The following is a 13,338-nucleotide window of genomic DNA, read 5'->3' as shown; positions in this document are numbered from 1 at the left end:
AGCGACCTCCTTAATGAAGGCGGAGCAATACTAGCGAAACCAACTGATACTGACAAGAGAAAATTGACAAAAAAGCACAACTTGAGATTCAAACGGTCAAAAAAGGGGCAATTCGTAAATCTTCAATCAAAAAAACAAGAGAGAAGCCTTCACTTCTCTCTTACTTATCCCGCGATTGCTTAAAAGCTCGCTTTTACTGCATCAGCAATTTTTAGTGCCGAGCTTTGCACAAGCTCTGCATCTTCGCCTTCTACCATCACACGGATCAAAGGCTCAGTACCTGACTTACGCAGCAACACGCGACCTTTCTCGCCAAGTTCTGCTTCAACTTGAATGACAGAGTCTTTTACCGCTTGCGCTTCAAGTGGGTTTGAATCACCACTAAAACGTACGTTTTCTAGTACTTGCGGGTATAGCGTCATGCCTTGCGAAAGCTCGTTAAGTGAAAGTTCACTGCCCACAACCGAAGCAAGCACTTGCAGCGCAGCAACGATGGCATCGCCAGTGGTCACTTTATCCAGTAAAATCACGTGACCTGAGTTTTCAGCACCGATCTTCCAACCTTTCTCAAGCAGTTTTTCCATTACATAACGGTCACCTACCGCTGCACGAATAAATGGAATACCTAATTGCTTAAGACCATTTTCCATACCAAGGTTGGTCATTAGCGTACCAACAACACCGCCTTTTAGTTCACCACGACGCAGGGCATCACGCGCAATGATGTAAGCAATTTGGTCGCCATCCACCTTGTTACCTAAGTGGTCAACCATGATGATGCGGTCACCGTCACCATCAAATGCTAAACCTAGGTGAGCTTGCTCTTCAACTACACGTTTTTGTAGTGCACGCACATCTGTCGCGCCTACTTCGTCGTTGATGTTAAGACCGTTTGGCTCAACACCCATTGCGATGACTTCCGCGCCTAGCTCAGAGAATACTGATGGAGCAATGTGGTAGGTTGCGCCGTGAGCACAATCGACAACAATTTTAAGACCAGCAAGGCTTAGCTCTGAAGGGAAGGTACTTTTACAAAATTCGATATAACGACCAGCCGCATCGTTTAGACGCGTTGCTTTACCTAAAAGCGCGGATTCAACACATTCGATATCTTTGTCTAGTTCCGCTTCAATCGCTAGCTCAACCTCATCTGGTAGCTTAGTGCCTTCTGATGAGAAGAATTTAATACCGTTGTCGTAGTAAGGGTTATGTGAAGCCGAAATCACAATCCCTGCTTCAGCACGGAATGTTTGCGTTAAGTAAGCCACTGCTGGTGTTGGCATTGGACCGGTAAAGGTCGCTTTTAAGCCCGCAGCCGCAAGACCGGCTTCTAGAGCTGATTCCAACATGTAGCCAGAGATACGAGTATCTTTACCGATGATTACTTTTTTGGTGCCTTGCTTTGCCAGCACACGACCAGCAGCCCAGCCAAGCTTTAGTACGAAATCAGGAGTAATAGGGTACTGTCCAACTTTGCCACGAACTCCGTCGGTACCAAAATAACGTCTTTTGTCAGACATGAGGGTTCCTTTGTTTTAATTATTGATTGTTTAAAGTAGCGCTCACTACTTTTACTGCATCAAGCGTTTGTTCAAAATCGTGCACACGAATGATCTGCGCGCCTTTCATCGCTGCTATGGTAGCGCAACTTACACTGGCTGCAACACATTCTGCTGGTGTTTTATCTAACAGCTTAAACAACATTGATTTGCGCGACATCCCCGCCAGCACAGGTAAACCAAATTGATGGAATGCTTCAAGATTAGCTAACATCTGGTAGTTATGCTGCAAGGTTTTACCAAAACCAAAGCCCGGGTCGAGGATCAACTGCTCGCGCTTAATCCCCACTTCTTCGCAAGCGGTTATGCGCTCTTGGAGAAAGTCAGACACTTCTTGCATTAGATCGTCATAGTGAGGATTACTTTGCATGGTTCTTGGCTGCCCCTGCATATGCATTAGGCAGATAGGTACACCTGCTTGTGCTGCAACCTCAAGTGCGCCGGGCTCACGCAGTGAACGCACGTCGTTAATTAGATCGGCTCCGGCCTCAACGGCTTGACGCATCACTTCCGCTTTACTGGTATCGATTGAGATCCACACATCATGCTGCTGGCGAATCGCTTTGATAACCGGAATAACGCGCTCTAACTCATCTTGTAAAGAGACATCCGGCGCACCAGGTCGAGTCGATTCACCGCCAATATCGATGATCGACACCCCTGCTGCGATCATTTTTTCTGCTTGTTGTAACGCGTTTTCAATCGTGTTGAACTTGCCGCCATCGGAAAATGAATCGGGAGTGACATTAAGAATGCCCATTACATGTACTTGGGTCAGATCAAGAGATTTATTGTTGGCTGTAATTTTCATTGCTTACTTGGCTATAAATGCAAAAACCCCGAGTTGCCCCGGGGTTTGTTTAAAAGTCACGAATTATTCAGAGTCTTTTTTTTCTGTCGCTTCTGCTGAAGTGCTTTCTTGAGAAGTTGGTTGCTCAACAGTCTCTTCTGGCTGCTGAGGTTTTTCTTCTGCTTTCACTTCTGGCTTCGCTTGAGGCTTGTCGTCATCTTTGTTGCTTAGACTGTCAGCCCAACCCGCAGGTTCACGAATGTCTGCCTTACGCTCCATCAGATCATCGATTTGACCTGCATCGATGGTTTCGTATTTCACTAGCGCATCTTTCATCGCGTGCATGATATCCATGTTTTCTTCTAGGATTTTCTTCGCACGGTCATAGTTGCGGTCGATGATCTTACGAACTTCATCATCGATTAACTTAGCTGTATCGTCAGATACGTGCTTAGTTTGCGTAACGCTGCGACCTAAGAACACTTCACCTTCGTCTTCTGCGTAAAGTAGCGGGCCCAATTTTTCAGAGAAGCCCCACTGCGTCACCATCTTACGAGCAATATCAGTTGCACGTTCGATATCGTTTGAAGCACCTGTCGATACTTTGTCTGCACCATAGATTAGCTCTTCAGCAAGTCGACCACCGTATAGGCTTGAAATCATCGACTCTAGGTGTTGACGAGACATACTTACGCGGTCTTGCTCTGGTAGGTACATAGTCACACCCAACGCACGACCACGTGGGATGATAGATACCTTGTACACAGGATCGTGCTCTGGCACTAAACGGCCAACGATAGCGTGACCCGCTTCGTGGTAAGCCGTTGATTCTTTGGTTTCTTCAGAAAGAACCATCGAACGACGCTCTGCACCCATCATGATCTTGTCTTTAGCTAGCTCAAACTCAACCATAGAAACGTTGCGCTTGTTACCACGTGCAGCAAACAGTGCCGCTTCGTTTACTAGGTTAGCTAGATCAGCACCAGAGAAACCAGGTGTACCACGTGCAATTAGAGAAGGCTCTACATCACCCGCTAGCGGTACTTTACGCATGTGAACTTTAAGGATCTGCTCACGACCACGAACATCTGGTAGACCAACCACAACTTGACGGTCAAAACGACCAGGACGAAGTAGTGCAGGGTCTAGTACGTCTGGACGGTTGGTTGCCGCGATAACGATAATACCTTCGTTACCTTCGAAACCATCCATCTCAACCAGCATTTGGTTTAGTGTTTGCTCACGTTCATCGTGACCACCACCAACACCAGCGCCACGTTGACGACCTACAGCATCGATTTCATCGATAAAGATGATACAAGGAGCCGCTTTCTTCGCTTGTTCGAACATGTCACGCACACGAGATGCACCCACACCGACGAACATTTCTACGAAGTCAGAACCTGAAATAGTGAAAAATGGTACTTTCGCTTCACCAGCAATCGCTTTTGCAAGTAGCGTTTTACCCGTACCTGGAGGACCGACCATCAACACACCTGTTGGGATCTTACCGCCCAGCTTTTGGAAACGGCTTGGATCGCGTAGGTAGTCCACCAACTCTTTCACGTCTTCTTTTGCTTCGTCACAACCTGCAACGTCAGCAAACGTGGTTTTGATTTGCTCTTCGCTCATCATACGAGCTTTGCTCTTACCAAACGACATCGCGCCTTTACCGCCGCCGCCTTGCATTTGACGCATGAAGAAAATCCATACACCAATCAGTAAGATCATTGGGAACCAAGAGATGAAGATAGTACCAAGTAGGCTTTGCTCTTCTGGTGGAGTGCCCTGTACTTTCACATTTTGATTGATTAGGTCATCAAGAAGCTTCTGGTCGTAAACTGGCATGTAGGTAACATATTTAGCACCGCCGCCACGACGAACGAATGAGATCTCGCCGTCTTTAAAAGTTGCTTCCTGAATCTGGCCTTGGCCAACTTCCTGTACGAATGTAGTGTAATCAACCGCTCTGCCGCTGTTTTCACTTGGCCCAAAGCTCTGGAAAACCGACATCAACACTACGGCGATAACAAGCCACAGAATTAAATTTTTTGCCATGTCACTCAAGGTGTCAGCCTCGCGATAACTAATTGTAATTAAAGGTAGGGTACTACAGTTCGTAGACTGTAGCTATAGTGTTAACGACTGCTTGTATAAGCAAATAGTTAACCTTTGTAACCAGTGGCTACGATAAAGACTTCTCGGGAGCGAGCTCTCGAAGAGTCAGGTTTACGAACTTTAACAGTCGTAAACATGTCACGAACTTCTTTCACGTATTGATCAAATCCTTCTCCCTGAAAGACTTTTACGACAAAGCTACCATTTGTGGCTAGAACTTGTCGACACATATCCAATGCTAGTTCAACTAAATACATAGCTCTTGGCTGGTCTACCGAGTTGTTACCCGCAATATTTGGTGCCATGTCTGACATTACTACGTCCACCATTGCTGGTTGGATCCTATCTAGAAGTGCTTCTAGTACTGCATCGTCTCGGAAGTCGCCTTGTAGAAAGCTCACACCGGCAATTGGGTCCATTGGAAGAAGGTCACATGCAATGATTTGCCCTTCCTCTCCTACTATTTTAGCAGCATATTGAGACCAACCACCTGGAGCAGCACCTAAATCGACGACAGTCATCCCAGATTTCAACAATTTATCTTTAGCTTGGATCTCTTCGATTTTGAAATAAGCGCGTGAGCGGTAGCCTTTCTTACGGGCTTCGTTCGCGTACTTATCATCGAAGTGTTCCTTCAACCAACGACCAGAACTGGCCGAATGTTTTTGTTTACTCATTTTAATCTCAACAAGGGACAAATATGGAGCTATTGTTGTAATAGGCAGCGCCTATAGCTCAATAAATTATAGTCTTTGCCATTAGATGGCGTTAAAATAGCTTTTTTCAACCCTTATTCTATAGAAAATTGGCCGCGTAATGAACCTAAGCACCAAACAAAAGCAGCACCTAAAAGGCCTAGCGCACAGCTTAAAACCTGTCGTGCTTCTAGGCGCAAACGGACTAACGGAAGCTGTTCTAGCGGAAATTGAAATCGCACTGGATCACCACGAACTTATTAAAGTTAAGATTGCATCAGAAGATCGCGAAACAAAAGTTTTGATCGTTGACGCTATCGTTCGTGAAACAGGCGCAGAAAAAGTACAAGTGATTGGTAAAACACTTATTCTTTTCCGTCAAACTGAAGAGCGCAAAATCGAGCTACCACGTAAGTAATCGCTTGATTAAACCGCAATAAAAAAGGTCGCCTAGGCGACCTTTTTGCATGGTAAAATATCGATTAATTAGATGTACTCTACGCGATCGATTTCGAAGTCACGCTCACCACCAGGGGTTGAGATGATCACTTCATCGCCTTCCATCTTGCCGATCAGACCACGAGCGATTGGCGAGCTTACTGAAATACGACCGCTCTTGATATCTGCCTCGTCATCACCAACGATTTGGTAAGTCTTCTCTTCTTCTGTATCGCAATCGATCAAAGTCACTGTCGAACCGAAGATGATTTTACCGCTGTTTTCCATTTGCGTTACGTCAATAACTTGCGCAACTGATAGCTTGTATTCGATGTCACGAATTTGCGCTTCACAAATGCCCTGCTCTTCACGAGCTGCGTGGTATTCTGCGTTTTCTTTCAGATCACCCAGTTCACGAGCTTCAGCAATTGCTTCAGAAATTTTTGGACGCAACTTTAATAGTCTATCAAGTTCTAGGCGCAGCTTTTGCTCGCCAGCAACTGTCATTGGAACCTTTTCCATCATATACCTCTAAGCCAAAGCATGCTTTGGACAAAATAAAACTACCCAGCTCCAAGGAACTAGGTAGTCGATACGCTCATCAATTTATTCTAGTGTAAACAAACTTGCCTGCTAAATCATCTTAATTCCATTGGTGTCTGTTTTGTTCTTACTTTCCGTCACATTTCTCCATGCTCAAGATGTAAACCTTAGCCTTTTGTTAACTCAAAAAGACTAAAAAAAACAAAATCCGACCAGATATATCAACCTAAAAACAAAACCATTAATACACAATAAAAACATAAACTTAAGAAAACAAAACCAACAATAAAACAGCGTTCATAATCCAAATTTATATCGTTTTACTAACTCGCTCGGGAACTTTGGCGGTAAAACTTGACTCACGAAATGCCACGGCAACAACGCATTGATTTATAAAATATCAAACGTATGCGTGGCACTAAGTAGAGAAATTGAAGCTTAATGGACAATGCAGCTTCATTTCTAAATAACACGATTTATGGACAATAAATTAGGATTTATAAAGATGAACAAAACTCTGATTGCCCTAGCAGTATCAGCTGCTGCAATTGCTACTGGTGCTAACGCTGCTGAAATCTACAACCAAGATGGTAACTCTATCGAAATGGGTGGTCGTGCAGAAGCGCGTCTATCTCTTAAAGATGGTAAAGCTGACGACAAATCTCGCGTACGTCTAAACTTCCTAGGTAAAGCTCAAATCACTGATGGTCTATACGGTGTGGGTTTCTACGAAGGTGAATTCACAACGTCTGACGACGGTCGCGCAACTGACACAGATGCAAACAATCTAACTAACCGTTACGCATACGCTGGTCTTGGCGGTGCATTTGGTGAAATCACTTACGGTAAAAACGATGGCGCACTAGGCGTAATCACAGACTTCACTGATATCATGGCATACCACGGTAACTCTGCAGCATACAAAATTGCTATTGCAGACCGTTCTGACAACATGATTTCATACAAAGGTCAATTTGCTGACCTTGGCGTAAAAGCAAGCTACCGCTTTGCTGACCGCATTGACGATACTCAAACTGGCGGTTACACAGATAATGATGCTGACGGTTACTCACTATCAGCTATCTACGCACTGGGTGACACTGGCGTTAAACTAGGTGCTGGTTACGCAGACGGCAACCAAGCTGTTAAAGCCAATCCAAATGACACTGACTACACTTTACTACTAGATCGTAGCGAATACATGCTAGCGGCATCTTACTCAATCAACGACCTATACTTCGCAGGTACTTTTGTTGATGGTCAAGATAAAGACAAAGCAACAGGTGAAAAAGTAGATAACACTGGTTACGAATTCGCAGCAGCGTACACTATGAACCAAACTGTGTTTACCACTACTTATAACTACCTAGAAGCGAAAGACAAAACAACTGGCGACAAGCACGATGCAGCAGACAATATCGCTATCGATGCAACTTACTACTTCAAGCCAAACTTCCGCGGTTACGTATCATACAACTTTAACCTGCTAGACGAAGATGCAGCTAAAGGCATCACTAAAGCTGATGCAGAAGACGAACTAGCACTAGGTCTACGTTACGACTTCTAATTGCTGACTTTCAGTCACAAACATTAAACGCCTGCTCGCTTGCAGGCGTTTTTTTTATATACTCAAAACACAACTCGTCAATTGGCTAATTAGTTCTGTTATGTTTTTACCTCGCTCACTCCTACTTGCTGGCATCGCGAGTATATTCTCTTTGCAATCTCACGCTTATGCGCCGCTCGATTACTTGCCGCAAGGGAGCCGTGTGGCGATTGCTATCGAACCACTCAATAGTGATACGCCCTATTTAACCACCTCAAATCGAGAGCAGTTTTTTCCCCCTGCCAGCACGCTAAAAATTGTTACCGCTCTTGCGGCAAAATTAGCCCTTGGTGATGAGTTTCAATTTAAAACCCAATTGCAAACCAACCAGCGCGATTGGCTAGTGAGTTTTAGTGGTGACCCGACCTTAGCCCGAGCCGATTTAAAACAGCTGCTCTTACAGGCTAAACAGCAAGGCATGACGCATATTCGTGGCGACTTATGGCTCGATAATAGCGCTTTTACCGGCTATGAGCGTGCAATTGGCTGGCCTTGGGATATCATCGGTGTTTGCTATAGCGCCCCGTCATCGGCTATTAGCTTGGATGAAAACTGTGTTAATGCCTCCATCTACACCAACAAAGATGGCTCGACTCGTGTTTATGCGCCCGAGCACTTTCCTATTTATGTCAGCTCAAGCGCTAAAGCGGTTTCTAAGCAGCAGCAAAAGACAAGCCGCTGTGATTTAGAATTGCAAGTGTCACCAGATAACCACTATCAGCTCCAGGGCTGCTTAGTTGAACGCAGCAAGCCGCTACCACTTAAATTCGCGGTACAAGATCCTGCGCTCTACACCCAGCGCACCTTACACAGCTTACTAAACCAACTCGATATCAAACTCGATGGACGCATTCGTGTTGGCAGTCCAAATTCAAGGACATCAAACTTTACCCCAGTAGCAAGCCACTACTCGGCAAAACTGCCAGAGCTACTTAGCGTCATGCTACGCAAGTCAGACAACTTAATCGCCGATAACCTAACTAAAGCACTCGGTGCTCGCTACTTCTCTCTACCGGGGAGTTACAGCAACGGCACAGAAGCGATCAAACAAGTTATTTTGGAAAATACGGGGATCAATTTAGAGCGCAACAAGATCACTGATGGCTCTGGACTGTCGCGTAATAACCGCTTTACCAGTGAAGATATGAGTGCAGTGCTGCGCTACATCTGGCAAAACGATGATAAGTTAGATTTGATTCAATTGATGCCGACATCCGGTGAAAACGGCACATTAAAATACCGTAGCAGTATGCGCAATGCGCCAATCAAAGGGCAGTTAGTAGCAAAGAGTGGATCGGTCTACGGCAGTTACAATATGGCAGGGTTTGGCCTGGATAAATCCGGTCAACCGACGACCTTGTTTGTCCAATTTGTCGCCGACTACCTACCAAACCAAAAGGGCGATGAGAAACCGACCATCGCCCCTATTACTCAGTTCGAACAGATGTTCTATCAGGATGTACTGAAATACAGTCAGTTTAGTCCTAAGAAATAATTGACCACACTGAAGTAGATCCACATTCCTGAAATATCCACAATCGATGCTAAAACTGGGCTCACAAGTACCGCAGGGTCCAGTTTGCATACTCTCGCTAAGATCGGTAGCACGCCACCAAGCGTGGTAGAAAGTGTCACTTGCACAAACAGTGCGACAGCAATGGCTAATGCTACCGTTTCAAGCTCAAAACCGCCCGCACTACCTAGCTCACTAAAAAGCATTACTCGTGCAACAATCACCGCTGAGATAGCCAGAGCGAGGCAGATCGCCACCCGACTCTCTTTCCACAGCACCGATAGCCATTGCCGTTTACGCAGCTCACCCGTTGCTAAGGCTCGAATGACTAAAGTCGCCGCCTGAGTGCCGGTATTACCACCTGCAGCAGCAATCACTGGCATATAAACCGCCAGTAGTACCAGCTGACTCAAGGTATCTTCATACTGCGCAATAATCAGCCCAGATAAGATCCCCATTAGCGCCAAACCAATGATCCAGCCAATACGCTGTCTAACATGCTCGATAACCGGTGTCGCAAGATAACTTTGACTTGGCATTACCTCAGAGTAAATCAAACCCAACTGGTGTGCGTAGTGACGCGCCAATTTATCTTGACCATTGACTTCAAGCTGAGAGATCAATTGCTGCACATAACCCAAAGAGCAGTGCTGTAAGATCGCGACCGCTTCTTCAAGTGGCATCACAGTCAAAAGATGCACTTGCTGGGTTTGTTCATATTTCAAAAAGGCATTCCGTGCCGCGCCAATCTCCTCCGCAGAGAAGTTTGGTGAGTTTTCCATATAGATGTTATTCATTACCGTCATGGGCGAATCTCCCGATTAGCTTAAGGTAACGACCATCAAATATATCTATTTATAGCAATGAGTTAGATACAAGCGCGCTGAAAAAGATAATTCAAAAATGCGCACGAAAGCACCCTCGCAACATTGCGATAGCTATATTGGAATCTAGAAAAGAGAGGAGAAAAATCAAAGAGGGATCAAAAAGATGCTCTACCCGATGGGTAGAAACGTGGAAACGCCAATACCGAAGCGGGTTATTTTTCTCCCCTCATACTAGGGGGATGGTCGGTATTGTTCATAAAAGTCTCCAAAATCGCTGCGTAGCTCGCAGCGCGCGCATAATAACAAAAGTTTGCTGTAATTACAGGCATTTTAAGTATAAAAAAAGCGCCGATAACGGCGCTCTATCTATCGCGGTTCAAGCATCATTATTTGATAGTGATGCGAGCAAATTTACGCTTACCAACTTGGAATACGTAAGTGCCTGCTGCTGGTGCAAATTTCGCGTCAGCAACCTTTTCACCATCCATCTTAGCCGCGCCTTGCTTAACCATGCGCATTGCATCAGAAGTTGAAGCACATAGACCCGCTTCTTTCAGTAGGTTTGCCACTGGCGTTTCTGCTGCAAACTCAAACTCTGGCATATCATCAGGAATTTGGTTTTTAGCGAAACGGTTGATGAACTCTTGCTCCGCAGCATCTGCATCCGCTTCAGTATGGAAGCGAGCGATGATCTCTTTAGCCAGCAGGATCTTGATGTCGCGTGGGTTTTTACCTTCAGCTACATCCGCTTTAAACTGCTCAATCTCGCCCAGTGGACGGAATGATAGTAGCTCGTAGTAGCTCCACATTAGATCGTCAGAGATTGACATGATCTTACCAAACATCTCGCTTGGTGCTTCGCTAATACCGATGTAGTTGTTGGCTGACTTAGACATTTTCTTCTCGCCGTCTAGACCAACAAGAAGAGGCATCATCAGTACTGCCTGTGGTTTTTGACCATTAGCTTTTTGCAGCTCACGCCCCATTAGCAGGTTGAACTTCTGGTCAGTACCACCAAGCTCTACGTCAGTTTCCATTGCAACTGAGTCATAACCTTGAAGCAGCGGATACATAAACTCATGAATAGCAATTGGCTGACCACCAGCGTAACGCTTTTTAAAGTCGTCACGTTCTAGCATACGCGCCACAGTTTGGTTCGATGCTAAACGAATCATACCCTCAGCGCCTAGTTCAGATAGCCACTCAGAGTTGAATGAAATAGTGGTTTTCGCAGGATCAAGAATTTTGAACACCTGCTCTTTGTACGTTTCTGCGTTTTGCAGTACTTGCTCACGGCTTAGTGGTGGACGAGTGGTATTTTTACCAGACGGGTCACCAACCATTGCCGTAAAGTCACCAATAAGGAAAGTAACTTCGTGTCCAAGTTCTTGGAACGTGCGCAGTTTGTTAAAAATCACTGTGTGACCTAGATGGATATCTGGTGCTGTTGGATCGGCACCTAGCTTAATACGCAGAGGACGACCCTCTTTAAGCTTTGCAATCAGTTCATCTTCAGGGATCAGTTCTTCTACACCGCGCTTAATCTCGGCCAGTGCTGCTTCAATACTCGCCATTCTTGTTCACTCCCACAGATTTGGCAAAAATTTGATAATTTTACATCTTACTTGAATAGCGATGCTTTTTGAAACCAGTTAGACTAGTCAGCTAGCTTTTTTTGTCGAATTTTTAATACGGACATACGATGTTGTCTCTTTTTGCTCGGCTACCAAGGATTCATCGAGCTTTAATTATCCTTTTTACCGTCCTAATCGCTATTGCGCTTGCACTGCCTGACCCAGCCTCTTTACGTCAAGAGAAGAGTGTCTATGAGGTAGGCAAAGCTTATTCTCTGAACATCAATCCTGCTAACTTAAGCGCTGACAAGCCTAGCTCTCCTTTGGCACAACTTAGTTGGCAAAAATTCACTGTCGGCGCTGGCGAAAGTGCCGCGATTGTCTTTCAACGTGCTGGACTGTCATCACGCCTGCTCTACCAACTGACGACCTCAGGTAAAGAAATCAAAGACCAACTGACGAAATTGCGTCCCGGCGACATTTTGGAGTTTGGCTTTGATGCTGAAAATCAATTGGTGCAAATCAAACGCCCAATGAGTTCTTATCAAGCCTATGTCATCACTAAAGTGGGTGATGACTACCAAGGTGAAATGCAGTCCAAAGACATTGACTACCAGTACAACTATGCTGAAGCATCAATTACCTCTAACTTTTGGAATGCAGCGATTAGCGCAGGCTTAACCGCCAACCAAATTATGGAGCTTGCGGGCATTTTTGGCTGGGATATCGACTTTGCGCTCGATATTCGTGAAGGCGACAGTTTTAAGATTTTATATCAAGAGAAATTGGTCGAAGGTGAAGTGGTTGATCGTGGGCAAATCATCGCTGCGATATTTACCAACCAAGGTGACACCTTTAAAGCGATTTTGGATGATAAAACTGGTAACTACTACGACGAAAATGGTCGCGCGATGAAAAAAGCCTTCTTGCGCTCACCATTGGATTTTCGTCGCGTAACATCAAACTTCAACCCAACTCGCCGCCACCCAGTAACAGGTAAAGTGCGTGCACACCGTGGCACCGATTACGCAGCGCCAGTCGGCACACCGATTTGGGCAGCTGGTGACGGTATTGTACAAAAATCGAGTTACAACCAGTTCAACGGGAATTATGTATTTATTAAACACAGCAATACCTACATTACCAAGTACCTGCACTTACAACGCCGCATGGTTAAAACCGGGCAACGAGTGAAACAAGGGCAAACTATCGGCACGCTCGGCGGTACAGGTCGCGTAACCGGACCACACTTGCACTACGAGTTTTTGGTAAATGGCGTACATAAAAATGCTCGCACAGTAAAATTGCCGCAATCGAAATCTCTGACCGGCAAAGCCAAACAAACCTTTATGGCGAACGCAGAGATACGTTTGAAAAAGCTTGAACGCTACCGAGAACTACTGGCTTACAACTAAAACCCAAAGAAAAAGCGCTGATTAATCAGCGCTTTTTTTATTGGTAATGACCCGTCCTAAATAAGGTTGACACAACCCAATCAGAAAATTGGAGAGTGTTATGAAATCAGCAGCTAGACGAACCCAACGTGACTATTCACTCGCTTTTAAATTGGATGTCGTTGACCAAGTTGAAAGAGGTGAACTGACTTATAAACAGGCTCAAGAGAAGTACGGCATACAAGGTTGTTCTACAGTATTAGTGTGGCTCCGAAAACACG

Annotated in this window: 11 protein-coding genes and 1 pseudogene; 5 read left to right on the top strand and 7 right to left on the bottom strand. The window is 45.3% G+C overall.

The window, feature by feature from the left end:
• Nucleotides 1-179: 179 nt before the first annotated feature.
• The 4 genes from glmM to rlmE all read right to left on the bottom strand — a co-directional run bounded on the left by glmM (nt 180) and on the right by rlmE (nt 5,144).
• Nucleotides 180-1,520 carry a phosphoglucosamine mutase gene (glmM, locus tag DPF93_RS16220; protein WP_114767165.1) on the bottom strand — a complete coding sequence of 447 codons (1,341 nt, stop codon included), beginning with the start codon at nt 1,518-1,520 and terminating at the stop codon, nt 180-182.
• A 19-nt stretch (nt 1,521-1,539) separates the two neighbouring features.
• Entirely contained in the window at nt 1,540-2,370 is an 831-nt protein-coding gene (gene folP, locus DPF93_RS16215) for a dihydropteroate synthase (RefSeq protein ID WP_114767164.1), read from the bottom strand.
• Nucleotides 2,371-2,433: 63 nt separating this feature from the next.
• Complete coding sequence (ftsH, locus tag DPF93_RS16210) at nt 2,434-4,407, bottom strand: ATP-dependent zinc metalloprotease FtsH (protein ID WP_164675383.1); 1,974 nt, start codon at nt 4,405-4,407, stop codon at nt 2,434-2,436.
• Nucleotides 4,408-4,514: 107 nt separating this feature from the next.
• Nucleotides 4,515-5,144 carry a 23S rRNA (uridine(2552)-2'-O)-methyltransferase RlmE gene (gene rlmE / locus DPF93_RS16205; protein ID WP_114767162.1) on the bottom strand — a complete coding sequence of 210 codons (630 nt, stop codon included), beginning with the start codon at nt 5,142-5,144 and terminating at the stop codon, nt 4,515-4,517.
• Nucleotides 5,145-5,283: 139 nt separating this feature from the next.
• Here rlmE and yhbY point away from each other — a divergent pair, with 139 nt between their 5' ends.
• Nucleotides 5,284-5,580 (top strand): ribosome assembly RNA-binding protein YhbY, encoded by a 297-nt coding sequence (gene yhbY / locus DPF93_RS16200; protein WP_114767161.1) that lies wholly within the window; start codon nt 5,284-5,286, stop codon nt 5,578-5,580.
• A gap of 68 nt (nt 5,581-5,648) precedes the next feature.
• Here yhbY and greA read toward each other — a convergent pair whose 3' ends face one another.
• Nucleotides 5,649-6,122, bottom strand: coding sequence for a transcription elongation factor GreA (greA, locus tag DPF93_RS16195; protein ID WP_114767160.1), 474 nt, complete (start codon nt 6,120-6,122; stop codon nt 5,649-5,651).
• Between the two features lie 526 nt (nt 6,123-6,648).
• Between greA and DPF93_RS16190 the strand changes: the two genes are divergently transcribed.
• Nucleotides 6,649-7,710: a porin gene (locus DPF93_RS16190; RefSeq protein ID WP_114767159.1), complete on the top strand. Its 1,062-nt coding sequence runs from the start codon at nt 6,649-6,651 to the stop codon at nt 7,708-7,710.
• A gap of 100 nt (nt 7,711-7,810) precedes the next feature.
• Nucleotides 7,811-9,244 carry a serine-type D-Ala-D-Ala carboxypeptidase gene (gene dacB, locus DPF93_RS16185; RefSeq protein WP_114767158.1) on the top strand — a complete coding sequence of 478 codons (1,434 nt, stop codon included), beginning with the start codon at nt 7,811-7,813 and terminating at the stop codon, nt 9,242-9,244.
• Here the strand turns inward: dacB and DPF93_RS16180 are convergent.
• Complete coding sequence (locus tag DPF93_RS16180) at nt 9,223-10,068, bottom strand: magnesium transporter (RefSeq protein ID WP_114767157.1); 846 nt, start codon at nt 10,066-10,068, stop codon at nt 9,223-9,225. The two genes, dacB and DPF93_RS16180, sit on opposite strands and share 22 nt — an antisense overlap.
• Nucleotides 10,069-10,475: 407 nt before the next feature.
• The gene (gene tyrS / locus DPF93_RS16175) at nt 10,476-11,663 is read right to left on the bottom strand and encodes a tyrosine--tRNA ligase (protein WP_114767156.1); all 1,188 of its coding nucleotides are present in this window, start codon (nt 11,661-11,663) and stop codon (nt 10,476-10,478) included.
• Nucleotides 11,664-11,791: 128 nt separating this feature from the next.
• Between tyrS and shyC the strand changes: the two genes are divergently transcribed.
• Both shyC and DPF93_RS16165 read left to right on the top strand, forming a co-directional pair.
• On the top strand, nt 11,792-13,078 hold the full coding sequence (gene shyC / locus DPF93_RS16170) for a peptidoglycan DD-endopeptidase ShyC (RefSeq protein ID WP_114767155.1): 1,287 nt from the start codon (nt 11,792-11,794) through the stop codon (nt 13,076-13,078).
• Nucleotides 13,079-13,178: 100 nt separating this feature from the next.
• Nucleotides 13,179-13,338, top strand: a pseudogene (locus DPF93_RS16165) (IS3 family transposase); the annotation flags it as partial.

It is taken from the genome of Vibrio rhodolitus (genome assembly GCF_003350325.1).
Taxonomy (GTDB): domain Bacteria; phylum Pseudomonadota; class Gammaproteobacteria; order Enterobacterales; family Vibrionaceae; genus Vibrio; species Vibrio rhodolitus.
Note: the sequence above shows the minus strand (reverse complement) of the source record. Positions and strands in the feature narration are given on the sequence as shown.